Genomic DNA, 20,735 nt, shown 5'->3' with positions numbered 1-20,735 from the left:
AAGGGAGTGAGTCCCCTGGAGCATAGATAACTATGTGACTGGGGTGAGCGAGCGTAGCCAACACGTAAGCAACTGGCTAATCAAACCCATTATGAAGTTGGGCAAAAAGTGCGTCAGACGATTAAAGATCTTGGCGGCACGATGCCGGAAGCGCTTCCTTCTCCGGAGAAAAGCATTCAGCAGCTAAAAATCGCCGCGAAAAAGAAAGATGCTCCTGAGTCGTAAGCCTGATCCCGTGATTATTGTGCGCCAGGCGGCATACAGTCTATTGAGAGCCAGTCATAATCCTCTTTGTTCATAATGTTATTCACAGGGAAGAGACGATGAGTGATATAGCATTGACCGTTAGCGTCCTGGCGCTGGTTGCGGTAGTTGGATTGTGGATCGGCAATGTAAAAGTGCGCGGTGTCGGCTTTGGTATCGGAGGCGTGCTGTTTGGCGGAATCATCGTCGGCCACTTCGTGGACCAGGCGGGCATCACGCTCAGTAGCCCAATGCTGCACTTTATTCAGGAATTTGGCCTGATTCTCTTCGTGTATACCATCGGTATTCAGGTGGGGCCGGGCTTCTTCGCCTCGCTGCGCGTTTCCGGCCTGCGGCTTAATCTCTTCGCCATTCTTATCGTGATCCTTGGCGGTTTGGTCACCGCAGTCCTGCATAAACTGTTCGATATCCCTCTTCCGGTGGTGCTCGGCATCTTCTCCGGGGCCGTCACCAACACGCCAGCACTGGGTGCCGGGCAGCAGATCCTGCGCGACCTTGGCGTGCCGTTTGATACCGTCGACCAGATGGGGATGAGCTATGCCATGGCCTATCCGTTCGGCATTTGCGGCATTCTGCTGACCATGTGGCTGGTCCGGCTGTTTTTCCGCATTAACGTCGAAAAAGAGGCCCAGCAGTTTGATGAGAACAGCGGCAATGGTCACGCTCATCTCCAGACTCTCAACGTGCGGGTCGAAAACCCGAACCTGAATAATATGGCGATTCAGGATGTCCCGATGCTTAACAGCGATAAACTGATTTGCTCGCGCCTCAAGCGTGAGGAGATGCTGATGGTGCCTGCGCCGAATACCCTGATTCAGCTTGGCGACCTGCTGCATCTGGTTGGGCGGCCAGAGGATTTACATAATGCCCAACTGGTGATTGGTAAGGAGGTTGCCACCTCGCTCTCCACTCGCGGTACTGACTTGAAAGTTGAGCGTGTGGTGGTCACCAACGAGAAGGTATTGGGTAAAAGAATCCGCGATCTGCACTTTAAACAACGCTATGACGTGGTTATCTCGCGCCTCAATCGTGCTGGGGTTGAGCTGGTCGCCAGCAGCCATGCCAGCCTGCAGTTCGGTGATATCCTGAATCTTGTGGGCCGTCCGGAAGCGATTGACGCGGTTGCCGCCGAGCTTGGCAACGCGCAGCAAAAACTTCAGCAGGTGCAGATGCTGCCGGTGTTTATCGGCATTGGTCTGGGCGTTCTACTGGGCTCTATTCCGTTGTTTATTCCTGGGTTCCCGGCGGCGCTGAAGTTGGGTCTGGCCGGCGGGCCGCTAATTATGGCGCTGATTCTCGGGCGTATCGGCAGCATCGGTAAGCTGTACTGGTTTATGCCGCCCAGCGCTAACCTCGCGCTACGCGAACTGGGCATTGTGCTGTTCCTGGCGGTGGTTGGGCTGAAATCCGGCGGTGACTTTGTGGCGACGCTGATTGAAGGTGACGGCATGAGCTGGATTGCCTACGGCATCTTTATCACCGGCATACCGCTGTTAGCTGTAGGGATTTTGGCACGTATGTTCGCGAAGATGAACTACCTGACCCTGTGTGGCATGCTGGCCGGTTCAATGACCGACCCTCCAGCACTGGCTTTTGCCAACAACTTGCACGCCACCAGCGGTGCGGCGGCGCTCTCCTACGCCACCGTTTATCCGCTGGTCATGTTCTTACGCATTATTACCCCGCAGCTACTGGCGGTGCTGTTCTGGGGAGTGGGTTAACGGATTTTCCGCGTGGACGCGCCGCAGATGGTAGTCCACCTGATACACACTGGCGTTACGAAACATCACCGAGTAGTTTAGAAACTCGCCGCTGTCGCTGTAGGAAAGGGAGGTAATGCGCAGCAGCGGCGTCTGTTCTGGTACGTTCATCGACTGCGCCAGCTGCTTGTCTGCAAGCACTGGCGACAGCGTTTCATAGTTACCGCTGATGGTTATCCCACACTCCTTCTCGATATAATCGAACTTCGACCCCTCCAGATGCACCAACGACAGATTACGAAACAGCTTCACCGGCATATAGCTGTCTTCCAGCATTAGCGGCTTGCCATCGACATAGCGCACCCGGCGCGAGAAGTAGATCCGTTCATCAATTTGTATTCGCAGCAGGCTGGCGATAGCCGGAGGCGCGGGCATCACCTCGAAAACCAATACCCGGCTCACTACCTCCTTACCATGCTTGCGTAACACCTCGGCCAGTCCGGTCAGATTGGTGGTTTCGTGATGTAAATCTTTACGGGCAACATAGGTGCCGGAACCGTGCCGACGCACAACCAGCCCCCAGGTGACCAGCAGATCGATGGCTTTACGGATGGTCATGCGTGCGACGCCGAACTCTTCAGCCAGCTTTTTTTCGCCCGGAAGCGGGCTGCCGATATCGAAATCGGAGGAATTCAGCCGCAGACGCAATCTGTCGGCGATGGATTTGTAGATCACCAGTAGACCTCTATTCACTATGTTGAAAGCGATGCCGAATGGACGATTTCCTATAAAAATTAAATTAATACATAAAGATAAAAACTATTCGTCATGATGATTTCATAAGCTGAATTCATCATGTCTATTTTTTTATAAAAAAGTAGACAACATTGACGCAATTAAAACCATGAAAGCGATCACGAATCGCAACGGCGCTGCATGTTGCCGCTCGGGCAAATTTCTATCCTCGTTTCAGGCCAGTACAAATAGTTACCCAGAATAATTCACCGCTGTACGTGGAGTATGACGGGTATGAATAAGGCCACTCACCCTACGAGTTGTTACATGAGGATTTTCAAATGCTCAGTCAAATACAACGCTTTGGCGGCGCCATGTTTACCCCGGTTTTGCTCTTTCCTTTCGCCGGGATCGTGGTGGGTATCGCCATTATGCTGCGTAACCCGATGTTCGTCGGCGAAGCGCTCACCGCACCCGATAGTTTATTTGCTCAGATCGTTCACATCATTGAAGAGGGCGGCTGGACTGTCTTTCGTAATATGCCGCTGATTTTTGCCGTCGGTCTGCCGATCGGCCTGGCGAAACAGGCTCAGGGCCGGGCCTGTCTGGCGGTTCTGGTGAGTTTTCTCACCTGGAACTATTTCATCAACGCCATGGGGATGACCTGGGGCCACTTCTTCGGCGTCGACTTTTCCGTTGAACCGACCGCAGGCAGCGGCCTGACGATGATGGCCGGGATTAAAACGCTCGATACCAGCATTATCGGCGCGATCGTTATTTCCGGGCTGGTGACCGCCCTGCATAACCGCTATTTCGATAAACCGCTGCCGGTTTTTCTCGGCATCTTTCAGGGCTCCTCGTTTGTGGTGATTGTCGCTTTCCTGGCGATGATCCCTTGCGCCTGGCTCACCCTGCTAGGCTGGCCAAAAGTGCAGATGGGCATTGAATCGCTGCAGGCCTTCTTACGCTCTGCCGGGGCGCTGGGCGTCTGGGTATATATCTTCCTCGAACGCATCCTGATCCCGACCGGTCTACACCACTTCGTCTACGGCCCATTTATCTTCGGTCCGGCGGTAGTGGAGGGTGGCATTCAGGTCTACTGGGCGCAGCATTTACAGGAATTCAGCCAGAGCACTGAGGCACTGAAAACCCTGTTCCCGGAAGGCGGATTTGCGCTGCACGGTAACTCGAAGGTCTTTGGTTCGGTGGGCATTGCGCTGGCGCTTTACTTTACCGCCGCGCCGGAAAACCGCGTCAAAGTCGCCGGGCTGCTAATTCCTGCCACTTTGACCGCCATGCTGGTGGGGATAACCGAACCCCTGGAATTCACCTTCCTGTTCATCTCGCCGCTGCTGTTTGCCGTCCACGCTGTACTGGCGGCCACCATGGCGACGGTGATGTATATCTGCGGCGTGGTGGGCAACTTTGGCGGCGGCCTGCTTGACCAGTTCCTGCCGCAAAACTGGATCCCGATGTTCCACAACCACGCGTCGATGATGTTTATCCAGATAGGCGTTGGCGTGTGCTTCACCGCGCTCTATTTCGTCATTTTCCGTGCGCTGATTCTGCGCCTGAACCTGAAAACGCCGGGCCGTGAAGACAGTGAAATCAAGCTCTACAGCAAAGCCGATTACCAGGCCGCTCGCGGTAAAACCAGCGCCGCAGGGGCGACGGATACCAAACTGGGCCAGGCCGCAGGCTTCCTGCAGGCGCTGGGCGGGGCGGGCAATATCGAGAGTATTAATAACTGCGCCACCCGGCTGCGCATTGCGCTGGTTGATATGGCGAAAACACAAAGTGATGACGTGTTTAAAGCGCTGGGCGCCCACGGCGTTGTGCGCCGCGGCAACGGGATTCAGGTCATTGTCGGCCTGCACGTTCCCCAGGTCCGCGACCAGCTTGAAACCCTGATGAAAGATTCTCTACAGACCGAACAAACCACCATGACGGAGGCAGTATCATGAAAAAATTCTCAGTTGTTATCGCAGGCGGCGGCAGTACCTTTACCCCGGGCATCGTACTGATGCTGTTAGCAAACCAGGATCGCTTCCCGCTGCGGGCGCTGAAATTTTACGACAACGACGGCGCGCGTCAGGAGACCATCGCCGAGGCATGCAAAGTGATCCTCAAAGAGCAGGCACCGGAGATTGAATTCAGCTACACCACCGATCCGCAGGCAGCCTTTACCGACGTTGATTTCGTGATGGCGCACATCCGTGTGGGCAAATATCCGATGCGTGAAAAAGACGAAAAAATCCCGCTGCGCCACGGCGTGTTGGGCCAGGAAACCTGCGGCCCTGGCGGTATTGCCTACGGTATGCGCTCCATTGGCGGGGTACTGGAGTTGGTGGATTATATGGAAAAATATTCACCGAATGCCTGGATGCTCAACTACTCCAACCCGGCGGCAATTGTGGCGGAAGCAACCCGTCGCCTGCGTCCGAACGCTAAAATTCTCAACATTTGCGATATGCCGATCGGCATTGAAGGGCGGATGGCGCAAATCGTCGGTCTCAAGGATCGCAAGCAGATGCGCGTGCGCTACTACGGCCTTAACCACTTCGGCTGGTGGACCTCGATTGAAGATCTGCAAGGTAACGATCTGATGCCGAAGCTGCGCGAACATGTGGCGAAATACGGCTATGTTCCGCCATCTAACGATCCGCACACCGAAGCGAGCTGGAACGATACCTTTGCTAAGGCGAAAGACGTGCAGGCGCTGGATCCGGATACGATGCCGAATACTTATCTCAAGTATTACCTGTTCCCGGACTACGTGGTGGCGCACTCCAATCCAGAACGTACCCGCGCGAACGAAGTGATGGATCATCGTGAGAAAAACGTCTTCAGTGCCTGTCGCGCGATTATTGAAGCAGGTAACTCTTCCGCAGGCGATCTGGAAATCGACGAACATGCTTCCTATATCGTCGATCTGGCGGCGGCTATTGCTTTTAATACCCAGGAACGCATGCTGCTGATTGTGCCGAACAACGGCGCGATTCATAACTTTGATGCCGATGCGATGGTGGAAATTCCTTGCCTGGTCGGCCACAACGGACCGGAGCCGTTAACGGTTGGCGATATTCCTCATTTCCAGAAAGGGATGATGAGCCAGCAGGTGGCGGTGGAAAAACTGGTGGTGGATGCCTGGGAACACCGCTCTTACCACAAGTTGTGGCAGGCTATTGCGCTGTCGAAAACCGTACCGAGCGCCTCCGTTGCTAAAGCGATTCTTGACGACCTGATTGCGGCCAATAAAGAGTACTGGCCGGAACTGCATTAATCCTGCTGACCGGCATCCGTTGGGTGTCGGTCATTCATTTTTAGCACCTCTGAGGGTGCATAGCCGAAGCGGCGTTTAAACGCTTTGCTGAAATGAAAAGAGTCAAAGAAGTTCAGCATTCCCGCAACCTTACTTACGGTATTTCCCTCCTGCTTCAATAAAGACTGTGCCAGTTCCAGTTGCGCATTGAGGTAATACTCTTTTGGTGTTTTACCGGTATAGCGCAGAAACAGACGCCGCAGCCAGGGCTCACTGCACTGCATGGCGTCCGCCATATCGGCCACGCTCCAGCGCTTTTGCGGGTTAGCGTGGAGAGTGGCAATCAGGTTTTCCAGCTTTTGCATCTGCCGGTCTTTGTTGCCACTTTCGGCAATCAGGCAAATCCATTGATAGATGATTTTCGTTAAATAGGCCACAGCCAGATTATTTTTTAGCGGATCGCGATCTGCAATCAATAATGCTACTTCATTTAACTCTTTATTAAATACATCACCATGATAAATCGTTCCAATTTGCAATATTGGAATAGGCATCAGTGTGGTAGGAATAAACTCCATCCAGTACTGCTCCCAGACCAGGCCAGCACAGTGATAGGATTTTATCTCAATAGGTTTTAAAAATATGACACAGTTCCCATTCAGCGTAATTTTAGAGTTGTCTTTCAGATATATTTTTCCGCATCCCTGAAGGGTATATATCGCCACCCAGGAGTTAGCGATAAGCGGTTTCTTTTTATCGCGAGGCCAACTGACCCGGTAGCTTTCATCAGCAAGGGTATGCCATAGCGAGAGCAGAGAAATCCCGCTTGAGATCACATTTTCTTCCAGAACTAACGGAATATTATACGTAGTTTCGTTTTTTACATGCGAAATTTGTATTTTTCCATTCATTTTAATTTCCCATCAGCGAATGATGCCTGCAACCTGCTAGAGGGAATTTAGCAAAAAAATAACTCTTCAGGGATACGTTACCCATTATTTTATGAATCTCATCGCCTTACCTGGATAAAACGCTATACCTTTGTACCTGATAGCGCCAGGATATAATGACAAACAAGGGCTACAAGATGAATGCTATACAAATTTTGAGCTTTGTCGGTTTTACGCTACTGGTGGCTATCATTACCTGGTTGAAGGTAAGAAAAGCGGACACCGGTTCGCAGCAGGGTTATTTTCTTGCCGGACGTTCGCTGAAAGCGCCGGTTATTGCCGCCTCGCTGATGTTAACCAACTTATCGACCGAACAACTGGTGGGGTTATCCGGGCAGGCCTACAGAAGCGGCATGTCGGTGATGGGCTGGGAGGTAACCTCGGCGGTGACGCTGATCTTCCTGGCGCTGATCTTTCTGCCTCGCTACTTGCAGCGCGGCATCGCTACCATCCCGGACTTTCTCGAAGAGCGGTACGATAAAACCACTCGCATTATTATCGACTTCTGTTTCCTGATAGCTACCGGCGTCTGCTTTCTGCCAATCGTTCTCTACTCCGGGGCGCTGGCACTTAACAGCCTGTTTCATATCGGGGACTCGCTGGGCTTAACCCAGGGCGCGGCTATCTGGCTGTTGGTGATTTTACTGGGGCTGGCGGGGATTTTATATGCCGTTATCGGCGGTATGCGCGCGATGGCGATTGCCGACTCCATCAACGGTATCGGTCTGGTGATCGGTGGCCTGATGGTGCCGGTATTCGGACTTATCGCCATGGGTAAGGGGAGCTTTTTACAGGGCATTGAGCAGCTAACGACGGTGCATGCGGAGAAACTCAACTCCATCGGCAGCAGCTCCGATCCCTTACCCATAGGGGCGGCGTTCACCGGCCTGATTTTGGTGAACACGTTCTACTGGTGTACTAACCAGGGGATTGTGCAGCGCACGCTGGCGTCGAAAAGTCTGGCGGAAGGGCAGAAAGGAGCGCTGCTGACGGCGGTCCTGAAGATGCTGGACCCGCTGATTCTGGTGCTCCCCGGTTTAATCGCGTTCCATCTCTATCAGGACCTGCCGAGTGCGGATATGGCCTATCCGACGCTGGTCAATAAGGTGATGCCGCTTCCGCTGGTCGGCTTTTTTGGCGCAGTGCTGTTTGGCGCGGTTATCAGCACCTTCAACGGCTTTTTAAACAGCGCCAGCACCTTGTTCAGCATGGGGATTTATCGGCGCATCATCAATGAAAATGCCCAGCCGGATCAACTGGTGCGCGTTGGGCGTAAATTTGGCCTGTTTATCGCGGTGATCTCGGTGATTGTCGCGCCGTGGATCGCCAATGCGCCGCAGGGCCTGTATAGCTGGATGAAACAGCTCAACGGTATTTATAACGTGCCGCTGGTGACGATCATCATTATGGGCTTCTTCTTCCCGCGCATTCCGGCGTTGGCGGCTAAAGTCGCGATGGGACTGGGTATCGTCAGCTATATCACCATCAACTATCTGGTGAAGTTCGATTTCCATTTCCTCTACGTGCTGGCCTGCACCTTCTGCATCAACGTAGTGGTGATGTTGATTATCGGCTTCATTAAGCCGCGAGCGACGCCGTTTAAATTTCATGATGCTTTCGCCGTGGATATGGTGCCGTGGCGGCATGTGAAGATTGCCTCAGTGGGCATCCTGTTCGCCATGATCGGCGTTTACGCCGGTCTCGCTGAATTCGGCGGTTACGGCACCCGCTGGCTAGCAATGGTCTGCTACTCCATCACTGCGGCGGTGGTTATTTATCTGATCTACAGCAGTTGGCGGGAACGCCGCTCTGCTCCGGTTAACTATGCTACCGACGTTAAGGAAAAATCATGAGTCGCCCTAATTTCCTGTTCATTATGACCGATACCCAGGCCACTAATATGGTGGGCTGCTACAGCGGTAAGCCGCTGAATACCAATAACATTGATAATCTGGCTGCTGAAGGTATCCGCTTCAATTCTGCCTATACCTGCTCGCCGGTATGCACCCCGGCGCGTGCCGGGCTGTTTACCGGGATTTACGCCAATCAGTCCGGCCCGTGGACCAATAACGTCGCACCCGGGAAAAATATCTCCACCATGGGGCGCTACTTTAAAGATGCGGGCTACCACACTTGCTATATCGGTAAGTGGCACCTTGATGGCCACGACTATTTTGGTACCGGCGAGTGCCCTTCTGAGTGGGATGCTGACTACTGGTTTGATGGCGCGAATTACCTCGCGGAAATGACCGAGGAAGAGATCAGCCTGTGGCGTAACGGCCTGAACAGCGTAGAAGATTTACAGCGGCACGGGATCAATGAAACCTTCACCTGGGCGCACCGTATCAGCAACCGGGCGGTAGACTTCCTGCATCAACCCACGCGCGCCGACGAGCCGTTCCTGATGGTGGTGTCCTATGACGAGCCGCACCATCCGTTTACCTGCCCGGTGGAGTATCTGGAGAAGTATCAGGACTTTTATTACGACCTCGGGCCGAAGGCTCATGATTCGTTGAGCAATAAACCGGAACACCATCGGCTATGGTCGCAGGCGATGCCATCCCCGGTAGGTGACGATGGGCGCTATCACCATCCGCTCTATTTTGCCTGTAACGACTTCGTCGATGACCAGATTGGCCGGGTGATCAACGCCTTAACCCCGGAGCAGCGGGACAACACTTGGGTGATTTACACCTCCGATCACGGCGAGATGATGGGGGCGCATAAGCTCATCAGCAAAGGTGCGGCGATGTATGACGACATTACCCGTATCCCGCTGATTATGCGCCCGCCGCAGGGGGAACCCATGCAGGTCGATACGCCGGTCAGCCATATCGACCTGCTGCCGACGATGATGGCGCTGGCGGGCATCGATAAGCCGGATATCCTGCCGGGAGAAAATATTCTCGATGCTGAAACGCCGCGCGGCGTGATGGTGGAATTCAATCGTTATGAAATTGAGCATGACAGCTTTGGCGGTTTTATCCCGGTGCGCTGCTGGGTAACGGATGAGTACAAACTGGTGCTTAATCTGTTTACCACTGATGAACTGTATAATCGTAAAAATGACCCTGATGAACTGCATAACCTGATTGATAACCCTGATTTCGCCGACGTTCGCTGCCAAATGCATGATGCGCTGCTGGACTACATGGATAAAATCCGCGACCCGTTCCGCACCTATCAGTGGAGCCTGCGCCCGTGGCGGCCGGAAGCTCAGCCGCGCTGGATGGGCGCTTTCCGCCCGCGCCCGCAGGATGGCTACTCGCCGGTAGTCCGCGACTACGATACCGGCCTGCCGACCCAGGGGGTGAAGGTGGAGGAGAAAAAACAGAAGTTCTGACGAATTACGCCGCTGCTGAAAACTGGTCTGGTAGCCCAACAATAAGGGGTTATCAGGCCTGAACTTTCTCTGAAATGGGGCGATTATTAATGCCTTCCGCTTTGCCTCTCAGGTAGAATCGCCGGTATTTTACGCACCCGGGTACCCATCAAGGAGCCATGATGAAAATATCCCGCCTCGGCGAAGCGCCGGACTATCGTTTCTCGCTGGCCAACGAACGTACCTTTCTGGCATGGATCCGTACTTCACTCGGATTTTTGGCCGGTGGGGTCGGCCTGGACCAGCTGGCGCCGGATTTCGCCACGCCGCTGATTCGTGAAATCCTCGCCCTGCTGCTGTGCCTGTTTGCCGGTGGTCTGGCGATTTACGGCTATTTGCGCTGGCTGAGCAACGAAAAGGCAATGCGGCTTAAGCAGGACCTTCCCTACACCCGCACGCTGCTGCTGATCAGTATTCTGCTGACGATTGTTATCGCGGTGGTGATGGCGCTGGTGCTCTATGCCGGATAATCGCCGGGCGCGTCGCGAGAGCGATCCGGGCCTGCAGCCGGAGCGTACGTCGCTGGCCTGGTTTCGCACCCTCTTGGGCTATGGCGCGCTGCTGGCGCTGGCGATTAAGCACCACTGGCATCAAGCGGGGCTTCCGTTTTGGATCTCGCTGTGCATACTGCCGTTCGTCGCCATCATCCTCTGGCGCTATACCCGCAGCCGCAATTTGATGGACGTTGAGCAAAGTGATTTTGTTCAGCGGCAGGCGGTTCGTGACAAATTTTTGATCGCATTCGCAGTACTTTCCCTGTCATTGTTGTTTGCTGTAACGCACATAAGACAGGTGATTTTGTTTATTAAGGATGTGATATGACAGGATGTCAGGCCGATTACGGTGACGATCAGCACTGCGGCAACTGCCAGTCTCTGGTGGGCGATATCCCGGTGCAGGAAGTGGTTATCCATCGTCAGGATTGTGAAAACCCCGAGCGTGTCTACCTTCAACTGAGCGCGAAGGGGGTCGTGGCTATCAAGTTTATTCCTCATTTGCAGCCTACCGATGCCCGCCTTTGGGGGGAGTTTCTCTGCACGGTATTTGCTATTTGGGTCAAAGAAGACGCGAATCGCGTTGTGGTGCCGCTGTTTGAAGCGACGCTGCGCGCCTGGCGCGGTGAGACGGTGCGTTATGCTAACAATCCGCCGGGGCCAGCCTGCGCGGGCTGTGCCTGGCTAAGATTATGCGGCGGCGGCTGCCCGCAGCTGCGTCTGGAAGATGGCTCCAATGCGCTATGCGAGGGATACCGGCAGTTTTACAGCTGGAGCGCCCCCTATATGCGCGTCCTGCGCGATTTACTCAACCAGCATCGCTCGCCGGCTGAACTGATGCATCTGCTGCGCTAAAAAATGGCGACGAGAGAGTCTTCGTCGCCGCTCCGTTTGCTTAGCGTCCCTTCGCCAGATACTGTGCCATCTCCTCTTCCGGCACCATACCGCCGCCGGTCGCCCACACCAGATGGGTGGCATTCTGCATCTGCTCAGCGGTGAAACCGTGCATCTGCTGATACGCCTGGCTGGCGCACACCCGCTGCGGCCCGGCCATTCCCGCCAGCGCGGAAGGCTCCAGGCGAATGCCCTCTTCCTGGGCTAACCAACCCAGCATGTCGTACATGGTCTGATCATCGAGAGAATAGAACCCATCCAGCAGGCGCTCCATCGCCCGGCCAACAAAACCGGAAGCGCGGCCTACCGCCAGACCGTCTGCGGCGGTCAGATTATCAATCCCCAGATCCTGAACCGAAATCTCATCATGCAGGCCGGTATAGACCCCCAGCAGCATACAAGGCGAGTGGGTCGGCTCGGCGAAGAAGCAGTGCACGTGGTCGCCGAAGGCCAGCTTCAGGCCAAATGCCACCCCGCCGGGGCCGCCGCCAACGCCGCAGGGTAGATACACAAATAATGGATGTTCAGCATCGACAACCCGCCCTTCGCGGGCAAACTGTGCTTTTAGCCGCTCACCGGCCACGGCGTAGCCGAGGAACAGGGTGCGCGAGTTCTCATCATCAATAAAGAAGCAGTTCGGGTCAGACTCTGCGGCTTTACGCCCCTGCTCGACCGCTACGCCGTAATCTTCCTCGTACTCCACAACCGTTACGCCGTGGCTGCGCAGTTTGGCCTTTTTCCACGCCCGGGCGTCGGCGGACATATGTACCGTCACCTTAAAGCCGATGCGTGCGCTCATAATGCCAATCGACATCCCCAGGTTGCCGGTGGAGCCGACGGCAATGCTGTACTGGCTAAAGAACTGCCTGAATTCTGGGGTCAGCAGCTTGCGGTAGTCATCGGAAGTTTTTAACAAGCCTGCGTTGATCGCCAACTTCTCCGCATGGGTTAGCACCTCGTAAATGCCGCCGCGGGCTTTAATGGAGCCAGAAATTGGCAGATGGCTGTCTTTTTTCAGCAGCAGATCGCCGCTAATCGGCTGGCTGAATGCTTTTTCCAGCCGGGCTTTCATTACCGGGATAGCGACCAGCTCCGACTCGATAATACCGCCGGTCGCGGCGGTTTCCGGGAAGGCTTGCGCCAGATACGGCGCAAAGCGATCGAGCCTGGCGTGGGCGTCCTGAACGTCTTCAGTCGTTAAACCAACATAGGGTAAACCTTCCGCCAGCGACGTTGTTGACGGGTTAAACCAGGTGGTTTCTTTCAGGGCAATCAGCTCCTCCAGCAGAGGAAACTGTGCGATTAAAGTAGTCATGTCAGCGTTTTTCATATTACGTCCTTCGCGCTCAGATGATGAAAGAAAGCAGGAATGTACCGGCCAGTGCAAGCAGCGAAGCAATAAAGGTCGCCGTTGTATAGTATTTGAACGTCTCGTTGAGGCTTGCGCCGCAATACTGTTTAACCAGCCAGAACAGGGAATCCGTTACGATAGTGCAGCCAATCGCGCCTGAGCCGATGGCGATAGCGATGATTTCCGGGCTCACGCCGGGATAGAGCGGCAGCATTGGTGCGACGATAGCGGTTGCACCCATCATCGCTACGGTGGCGGAACCGACGGCGGCATGTAGAATCAGCGCCACCAGCCAGGCCAGTAAAATCGGGTGCATGTCCAGATTAGACAGAATTACCGCCAGCGTATCGGCCAGGCCGCTGGTTTTCAGAATAGCGTTGAAGGCCCCGCCAGCGCCGATAATCAGCAGAATATTGGCAATCGAACCGAAGCAGTTTTCCGTATGCGTCAGCAGGGTGCTCATCCCCATATCCTGGCGGATGCCCAGCACGTAGTAGGCGACAAAGACGGCGATAAACATGGCGGTGATTGGGTTACCGATAAACTCCAGCAGCATGTACAGCGTGCCGCCTTTAGTCATGTTCAGTTCGGCGACAGTTTTTACCAGCATCAGGCCAATCGGCAGCAGAACGGTAAACAGCGTTGCGCCGAGCGATGGTAGCGTCTCTTCTTTACGCACTTCGAGGTTAGAAAACTCAGCCGGAACCGCTTTAAACGGCAGGCGGTTGCCGATCAGCCGCAGGAACAGCGGGCCGCCGACCAGAGACGCCAGCAGGCCCACCAGCAGACCGTAAACGATAACGGTGCCGATATCCGCGCCCAGCTTGTTGGCAACGAACAGCGCCGCCGGATGCGGAGGCACCACGCAGTGGACTGCCATCAGCGCCGTACACAGCGGGATGGCCAGCTTGAGTAGCGATGTGTTGGTCTTTTTGGCAATGGAAAACGCCAGTGGGATAAGCAGCACGACGCCCACTTCAACGAATAGTGTAATCCCGCAAATCAGGCCCACCAGCACCATAATCACATCCGCCGACAGCCAGCGGCAGCGCTGGAGCGTCAGGCCGATGCGTTCCGCCGCGCCGGAAACCTCCATCATTTTGCCGAGAATGGTCCCCAGCCCAATGACCGCTGCCAGAAAGCCCAGCGTGCCGCCGATCCCGCTCTCAATGGCGTTAACCATATCCAGCGGGCTCATCCCCATCATTGCGCCAACGAAAAAACTCGCCAGCAGCAGCGCCAGGAATGGGTGAAACTTCAGTTTGACGATAGTTACTACAATCAACACGATGCTGATAAGCAAAGTGCTCACAACCCAGATCTGAGATTCCATACCCCACCTCGCCTGTGAATAATCTGTGGTTATTGAACAGAAAAACAGCATGCGCTGACAAACGATATAAACGACGCTTCAGGTGAATCAGATTGAATCAAAAAGGTGATTTGGCTCTAAAATAGTCTGTTTATTGTGTTATGAATCACTTTTATTCATCTTTAAAGCGCGGTCAGGGCGAAAATTTTCTTACAATCGACGCTGAAAAGCGAAGGAGCAAGAAATGGACACGCTAAAAGATTTGGGCAACCGGCTGCTTAACGGCTGGCAGCTGTCGAAACTGTACACCTTTGAGGTTGCCGCGCGGCATGAGTCGTTTGCCCTGGCGGCGGAAGAGCTATCGCTGACGCCGAGCGCGGTTAGCCACCGCATAAACCAGTTGGAAGAGGAACTGGGAATTCAGCTTTTCGTACGCTCGCATCGCAAGGTGGAACTGACGCATGAAGGCAAGCGGGTGTTTTGGGCGCTGAAATCCTCGCTGGACAGCCTCAACCAGGAGATTCTGGATATTAAAAACCAGGAGCTGTCGGGGACGTTAACGGTTTATTCGCGCCCGTCCATCGCCCAGTGCTGGCTGGTTCCGGCGCTGGGCGATTTTACCCGTCGCTACCCGTCGATCTCGCTCACCGTGCTGACCGGCAACGATAACGTCAATATGCAGCGTGCGGGGATCGACCTGGCGATTTACTTTGATGATGCGCCCTCATCGCAGCTCAGCCATCATTTTCTGATGGATGAGTCCATCGTGCCGGTTTGTACGGCGGATTACGCACGCCAGCATCAGCTTCAGCAGAATCCCGATAATCTTCGTCACTGTACGCTATTGCATGACCGTCAGGCCTGGAGCAACGATTCCGGTACCGATGAGTGGTTTAGCTGGGCTCAGCAGTTTGGTATTGATTTGCCGCAATCGTCGGGGATTGGCTTCGATCGTTCCGATTTAGCGGTGATTGCGGCGATGAACCACGTTGGTGTGGCAATGGGGCGTAAACGGCTAGTGCAAAAGCGCCTCGATAACGGGGAGCTGATCGCGCCGTTCGGCGACATGATGCTGAAATGTCACCAGCACTATTACGTGACGACCCTGCCGGGCCGTCAGTGGCCGAAAATCGAAGCGTTTATCAACTGGTTGCAGAGCCAGGTGCAATTATGATGACCGGATTGTTTTGAGCCCAGACAGGCGCTGACCGGGCTACGGATTCACAGCCGTCTGCGATCGGGTAGACCGGACAGATGCGCAGCACCGTCCCCGGGAAAAGAGCTGGCTTATAATACCTTCGATAAATAATGGCGCTCCATACCCACATGCGGAAAATCCGGCAGCGACATCTGCAGCTGATAACCCAACTTCTGATAAAACGGCAGCGCCTGAAAGCTGAACGTATCTACCAGCATATGGCTGCATCCGCGCTCCCGCGCCTGGTTTTCCGCTTCCTGCATCAGCTCGCTGCCCAACCCGCTGCCGCGCGAGGCTTCGCTGACCCACAGATATTCAATACACAACCAGCTGCCCTTGCGTTTGGCTATAAGCCCCCCGCGCATCGCGCCAGCATCATTGCGTGAATATACCCCCAGCTCACCAAACTGCGCCGGGTCCAGAAAACGTAAATTGTATTCCCGCAGCCCCTTCAGTAGCTCCTCCTGGTCGGCGGGATTAATGCTATCTGTTATTATTAATGCCATTAATTATCTCCATTTTTTATTTTTCACAGACCATTCACCACTCTACTTTCACAAAATATTCTTATTTTCTCCATTATTTCCTGACTAAATTTCACTCACTAAATTTTGTGTAAAAAACCTTCCCATCATTCGGCACAGACGTATAATGGGAAAAAATGAGAACGATCATTCTCATCATCGTAAACCATGGAGAACCCCATGAGTCATGCCCCTGTGACAGGTATAATCGCTCGGGTCGGAGTCTGTAACCGCCGTCTGACACCGTCATCGCCGTCCGGGGAACTCTCGAAAAAACCGCTTAATCAATAGCGGTACTCGCAGAGTTATTTACTGCAAACAGGAATATTGATTTCCCATTTTGTTATTTGTGCTTGCCCGGAGATGCATCATCGCCCGGCCCATCACCCCGCCAGTAAATTTGCGGGGCGGACGTCGTTCATCCTGAGAAAATATAATGAAATACACCATAGCCCCCATCGCAGCAGCATTATTTCTCCTTAGCGGGTGCGATAATGCGCAAAATGCCTCCCCGCAGCAGATGACCCCGGAAGTCGGCGTCGTCACCCTGCAAGGCCAGCCCGTTCCGGTGGTGAGCAGCCTGACGGGCCGCACCACCGCCTCACTAAGCGCCGAAGTGCGCCCGCAGGTCGGCGGTATCGTACAAAAACGCCTGTTTACCGAAGGCGATATGGTCAAAGCCGGACAGGCGCTGTACCAAATCGATCCGTCCAGCTATCGGGCAACATTCAACGAAGCCGCCGCGTCGCTGAAACAGGCTCAGGCGCTGGTTACCGCCGATTGCCAAAAAGCCCAGCGCTACGCGGTACTGGTCAAAGATAACGGTGTCTCCCGCCAGGACGCAGATGACGCGCTGTCGACCTGTAATCAGGATAAAGCCAGCGTCGAGTCGAAAAAAGCGGCACTGGAGAGCGCACGTATCAACCTGAACTGGACTACCGTTACTGCGCCAATTGCCGGGCGCATCGGTATCTCCTCCGTGACGCCGGGCGCGCTGGTTTCCGCCGATCAGGATACCGCGCTGGCGACGATCCGCGGCCTGGACACTATGTACGTCGATCTCACCCGATCCAGCGTCGATCTGCTGCGCTTGCGTAAGCAAAGCCTGACGAGCAGCAGCGATACCCTTAACGTCACACTGACCCTTGAAGATGGCAGTACCTACAGCGAAAAAGGTCGTCTGGCGCTGACCGAAGTGGCGGTGGATGAATCAACCGGCTCGGTCACGCTGCGCGCGGTCTTCCCTAATCCGCAGCACGTGCTGCTGCCGGGAATGTTCGTTCGCGCCCGCGTCGACGAAGGCATTATGGATGATGCAATCCTTGCCCCGCAGCAGGGTATCACCCGCGATGCTAAAGGCGATGCGACCGCGCTGGTGGTCGACGCCAGCAGTAAAGTTGAGCAGCGTAGCGTGGAAACGGGCGACACCTACGGTGACAAATGGCTGATCGTTAACGGACTGAAGAGCGGCGATAAGCTGATTGTTGAAGGCACCAGCAAAGTCGCGCCGGGCCAGCAGGTGAAAGCCGTCGAAGTCAAAAATGACGGAGGCAACGCCTGATGTTCTCCCGCTTCTTCGTGCGACGCCCGGTCTTTGCCTGGGTTATCGCCATTCTGATTATGCTCGCCGGGATTCTGGCAATTCGCACTCTACCGGTCGCCCAGTATCCTGACGTCGCGCCGCCGGCGGTAAAAATCTCCGCCACCTATACCGGGGCCTCTGCGGAAACCCTGGAAAACAGCGTCACCCAGGTTATCGAACAGCAGCTTACCGGGCTGGATAACCTGCTCTATTTTACCTCCACCAGCAGCTCCGATGGCTCGGTCAGCATCACCGTGACGTTTGAGCAGGGTACCGACCCGGATACCGCGCAGGTTCAGGTGCAGAACAAAGTGCAACAGGCGGAATCACGCCTGCCGAGCGAAGTTCAGCAGTCCGGCGTGACGGTAGAAAAATCGCAGAGCAGCTTCCTGCTGATCCTCGCGGTGTACGATAAAAACAATAAAGCCACCAGCTCCGATATCTCCGACTGGCTGGTGAGCAACATGCAGGATCCGCTGGCGCGTATTGAAGGCGTCGGCAGCCTGCAGGTATTTGGCGCGGAATACGCCATGCGTATCTGGATGGACCCGACAAAACTGGCTTCCTATTCGCTGATGCCTTCCGATGTGCAATCGGCGATTGAAGCGCAGAACGTGCAGGTTTCCGCCGGTAAAATCGGTGCGCTGCCCGCTTCTAACGCTCAGCAGTTGACCGCCACCGTGCGCGCCCAGTCGCGCCTGCAAACCGCTGCCCAGTTCAAAGAGATTATCGTCAAGAGTAAGAGCGATGGTTCGGTGGTACGCCTGAGCGATGTCGCCCGCGTCGAAATGGGCAGCGAAGATTACACCGCCTCCGCCAACCTCAACGGCCACCCGGCCGCCGGGATCGCGGTGATGATGGCCCCCGGAGCCAACGCCCTGAACACCGCGACGCTGGTGAAAAGTAAGATTGCCGAATTCCAGCGTCAGATGCCGCAGGGCTACGATATCGCCTACCCGAAAGACAGCACCGAGTTCATCAAAATTTCGGTTGAGGACGTGATTCAGACGCTTTTCGAGGCCATCATCCTCGTGGTCTGCGTCATGTATCTGTTCCTGCAAAACTTCCGCGCCACGCTGATCCCGGCGGTGGCGGTTCCGGTCGTGCTGCTGGGTACTTTCGGCGTGTTGGCGCTGTTCGGCTATTCCATTAACACCCTGACGCTGTTTGCGATGGTGCTGGCGATAGGCTTGCTGGTGGATGATGCCATCGTGGTGGTGGAAAACGTCGAGCGTATTATGCGCGACGAAGGGCTGCCCGCCCGCGAAGCCACTGAAAAATCGATGGGCGAAATCTCCGGCGCGCTGATCGCTATCGCGCTGGTGCTCTCGGCGGTGTTCCTGCCGATGGCCTTCTTCGGCGGCTCTACCGGAGTTATCTATCGCCAGTTCTCGGTGACCATTATCTCGGCGATGATGCTCTCCGTCGTGGTCGCGCTAACCTTAACCCCGGCGCTGTGCGGCGCGCTGCTTAGCCATTCTAAACCGCACACCAAGGGTTTCTTCGGCGGCTTTAACCGCCTGTGGGGACGCACCGAGCAGGGCTATCAGCATCGAGTTGTCGGCGGCCTGCGCCGCTCAGCAGTCATGATGGGCGCTTTTATCCTGATTTGCGGCGGCATGGCGCTGGCGATGTGGAAACTACCGGGCAGCTTCCTGCCGACCGAGGATCAGGGCGAAATCATGGTCCAGTACACGCTGCCTGCCGGGGCAACGGCGGTGCGCACCGCCGAAGTCCGCCGTCAGGTCACCGACTGGTTCCTCACCAAAGAGAAAGCCAATACCGACGTTATCTTTACCGTTGACGGCTTTAGCTTTAGCGGTAGCGGGCAGAACGCCGGGATGGCCTTCGTGTCGCTGAAAAACTGGTCCGAACGTAAAGGCGAAGCCAATACCGCTCAGGCTATCGCTCTGCGCGCCACCAAAGAGCTGGGCAGCATTCGCGATGCCACCCTGTTTGCCATGACCCCGCCCTCGGTAGATGGTCTGGGGCAGAGCAACGGTTTCACCTTCGAGCTGATGGCCAGCGGCGGCACCGATCGCGATAGCCTGATGAAAATGCGTAGCCAGCTGCTGGCGGTGGCGAATCAAAGTTCTGAACTGCAATCGGTGCGCGCCAACGATCTGCCGCAGATGCCGCAGCTCCAGGTGGATATCGATAACAATAAAGCCGTGTCGCTTGGGCTGTCCTTAAGCGATGTCACTGATACCCTCTCCAGCGCCTGGGGCGGTACCTACGTTAACGACTTTATCGATCGCGGTCGCGTGAAGAAGGTTTATATCCAGGGTGAAAGCGATGCCCGTGCCGTACCGTCCGACCTCGGTAAATGGTTCGTACGCGGCAGCGACGATAGCATGACGCCATTCTCTGCCTTTGCCACCACCCGTTGGGAATACGGCCCGGAAAGCCTGGTGCGCTACAACGGCTCCGCCGCCTTTGAAATTCAGGGCGAGAACGCCAGTGGTTTCAGCTCCGGCGCGGCAATGGACAAGATGGAAGCCTTAGCCAATAACCTGCCCGCCGGTACCACCTGGGCATGGAGCGGCATGTCGCTGCAGGAAAAGCTCGCCAGCGGTCAGGCGATGAGCCTCTACGCCATCTCAATTCTGGTGGTCTTCCTGTGCCTGGCGGCGCTGTATGAGAGCTGGTCGGTACCGTTCTCGGTCATCATGGTTATCCCGCTCGGGCTGCTCGGTGCGGCGCTGGCGGCATGGATGCGCGGTCTGAACAACGACGTCTACTTCCAGGTGGCGCTGCTGACCACCATCGGCCTGTCGTCGAAGAACGCCATTCTGATCGTCGAATTCGCCGAATCGGCGGTGGAAGAGGGGTATTCGCTATCGCGAGCCGCGATGCGCGCCGCGCAGACCCGACTGCGACCCATTGTGATGACTTCGCTGGCGTTTATCGCCGGGGTTCTACCGCTGGCCATCGCCACCGGAGCAGGGGCTAACAGCCGTGTTGCGATCGGTACCGGGATTATCGGCGGGACCCTGACGGCAACGCTGCTGGCGGTGTTCTTCGTGCCGCTGTTCTTTGTGCTGGTGAAACGCTTCTTCACCCGTCATCGTTCTTCTCAGGAGTAAG

16 protein-coding genes and 1 pseudogene are annotated in these 20,735 nt (G+C 55.3%); 12 read left to right on the top strand and 5 right to left on the bottom strand.

The window, feature by feature from the left end; genetic code table 11:
- Window positions 1-66: 66 nt before the first annotated feature.
- Together QVF11_RS19095 and QVF11_RS19090 are read left to right on the top strand one after the other, a co-directional pair.
- Window positions 67-225 (top strand): annotated as a pseudogene (locus QVF11_RS19095) (DNA damage-inducible protein D); the annotation flags it as partial.
- A 98-nt stretch (window positions 226-323) separates the two neighbouring features.
- A complete protein-coding gene (locus tag QVF11_RS19090) occupies window positions 324-1,985 on the top strand; it encodes a putative transporter (protein ID WP_287858719.1) in 1,662 nt (553 codons plus the stop codon).
- On the opposite strand, the gene QVF11_RS19085 is transcribed toward QVF11_RS19090, so the two are convergent.
- Window positions 1,953-2,699: a GntR family transcriptional regulator gene (locus tag QVF11_RS19085; RefSeq protein ID WP_112215636.1), complete on the bottom strand. Its 747-nt coding sequence runs from the start codon at window positions 2,697-2,699 to the stop codon at window positions 1,953-1,955. The genes QVF11_RS19090 and QVF11_RS19085 overlap by 33 nt on opposite strands.
- A gap of 341 nt (window positions 2,700-3,040) precedes the next feature.
- On the opposite strand from QVF11_RS19085, the gene QVF11_RS19080 reads away from it, so the two are divergent.
- Window positions 3,041-4,663, top strand: coding sequence for an alpha-glucoside-specific PTS transporter subunit IIBC (locus QVF11_RS19080; RefSeq protein WP_112215637.1), 1,623 nt, complete (start codon window positions 3,041-3,043; stop codon window positions 4,661-4,663).
- Window positions 4,660-5,982, top strand: coding sequence for a 6-phospho-alpha-glucosidase (locus QVF11_RS19075; RefSeq protein ID WP_112215638.1), 1,323 nt, complete (start codon window positions 4,660-4,662; stop codon window positions 5,980-5,982). Before QVF11_RS19080 ends, QVF11_RS19075 begins: the two co-directional genes overlap by 4 nt.
- Here the strand turns inward: QVF11_RS19075 and QVF11_RS19070 are convergent.
- Window positions 5,979-6,872, bottom strand: a complete 894-nt coding sequence (locus tag QVF11_RS19070; protein WP_287858717.1) for a helix-turn-helix transcriptional regulator — start codon at window positions 6,870-6,872, stop codon at window positions 5,979-5,981. The genes QVF11_RS19075 and QVF11_RS19070 overlap by 4 nt on opposite strands.
- A gap of 176 nt (window positions 6,873-7,048) precedes the next feature.
- On the opposite strand from QVF11_RS19070, the gene QVF11_RS19065 reads away from it, so the two are divergent.
- From QVF11_RS19065 to QVF11_RS19045, 5 genes are all read left to right on the top strand, one after another.
- A complete protein-coding gene (locus tag QVF11_RS19065) occupies window positions 7,049-8,764 on the top strand; it encodes a solute:sodium symporter family transporter (protein WP_112215640.1) in 1,716 nt (571 codons plus the stop codon).
- Entirely contained in the window at window positions 8,761-10,254 is a 1,494-nt protein-coding gene (locus tag QVF11_RS19060) for a sulfatase-like hydrolase/transferase (protein WP_112215641.1), read from the top strand. Before QVF11_RS19065 ends, QVF11_RS19060 begins: the two co-directional genes overlap by 4 nt.
- 161 nt (window positions 10,255-10,415) lie before the next feature.
- Window positions 10,416-10,763, top strand: coding sequence for a YidH family protein (locus tag QVF11_RS19055; protein WP_110275989.1), 348 nt, complete (start codon window positions 10,416-10,418; stop codon window positions 10,761-10,763).
- On the top strand, window positions 10,753-11,115 hold the full coding sequence (locus QVF11_RS19050) for a DUF202 domain-containing protein (RefSeq protein ID WP_110275988.1): 363 nt from the start codon (window positions 10,753-10,755) through the stop codon (window positions 11,113-11,115). Before QVF11_RS19055 ends, QVF11_RS19050 begins: the two co-directional genes overlap by 11 nt.
- Window positions 11,112-11,642, top strand: coding sequence for a radical SAM protein (locus QVF11_RS19045; RefSeq protein ID WP_287858715.1), 531 nt, complete (start codon window positions 11,112-11,114; stop codon window positions 11,640-11,642). The genes QVF11_RS19050 and QVF11_RS19045 overlap by 4 nt, the downstream gene beginning before the upstream one ends.
- Before the next feature lie 40 nt (window positions 11,643-11,682).
- On the opposite strand, the gene dsdA is transcribed toward QVF11_RS19045, so the two are convergent.
- Complete coding sequence (gene dsdA / locus QVF11_RS19040; protein ID WP_287858713.1) at window positions 11,683-13,011, bottom strand: D-serine ammonia-lyase; 1,329 nt, start codon at window positions 13,009-13,011, stop codon at window positions 11,683-11,685.
- 16 nt (window positions 13,012-13,027) lie between these two features.
- A complete protein-coding gene (gene dsdX / locus QVF11_RS19035) occupies window positions 13,028-14,365 on the bottom strand; it encodes a D-serine transporter DsdX (protein ID WP_287858711.1) in 1,338 nt (445 codons plus the stop codon).
- A gap of 223 nt (window positions 14,366-14,588) precedes the next feature.
- Here dsdX and dsdC point away from each other — a divergent pair, with 223 nt between their 5' ends.
- Entirely contained in the window at window positions 14,589-15,518 is a 930-nt protein-coding gene (gene dsdC / locus QVF11_RS19030; protein WP_112215645.1) for a DNA-binding transcriptional regulator DsdC, read from the top strand.
- A 113-nt stretch (window positions 15,519-15,631) separates the two neighbouring features.
- Here the strand turns inward: dsdC and QVF11_RS19025 are convergent, their stop codons facing one another.
- Window positions 15,632-16,048 (bottom strand): GNAT family N-acetyltransferase, encoded by a 417-nt coding sequence (locus QVF11_RS19025; RefSeq protein WP_112215646.1) that lies wholly within the window; start codon window positions 16,046-16,048, stop codon window positions 15,632-15,634.
- Window positions 16,049-16,502: 454 nt separating this feature from the next.
- On the opposite strand from QVF11_RS19025, the gene QVF11_RS19020 reads away from it, so the two are divergent.
- Both QVF11_RS19020 and eefB read left to right on the top strand, forming a co-directional pair.
- A complete protein-coding gene (locus QVF11_RS19020) occupies window positions 16,503-17,627 on the top strand; it encodes an efflux RND transporter periplasmic adaptor subunit (protein WP_112215647.1) in 1,125 nt (374 codons plus the stop codon).
- On the top strand, window positions 17,627-20,734 hold the full coding sequence (eefB, locus tag QVF11_RS19015; RefSeq protein WP_287858708.1) for a multidrug efflux RND transporter permease subunit EefB: 3,108 nt from the start codon (window positions 17,627-17,629) through the stop codon (window positions 20,732-20,734). Before QVF11_RS19020 ends, eefB begins: the two co-directional genes overlap by 1 nt.
- Window position 20,735 lies beyond the last annotated feature (1 nt).

This window comes from Klebsiella sp. (genome assembly GCF_027492335.1).
GTDB classification, from domain to species: Bacteria; Pseudomonadota; Gammaproteobacteria; order Enterobacterales; family Enterobacteriaceae; genus Klebsiella; species Klebsiella huaxiensis.
The sequence above is the reverse complement of the archived record's forward strand: the minus strand, read 5'-3'. Positions and strand labels throughout refer to the sequence as shown.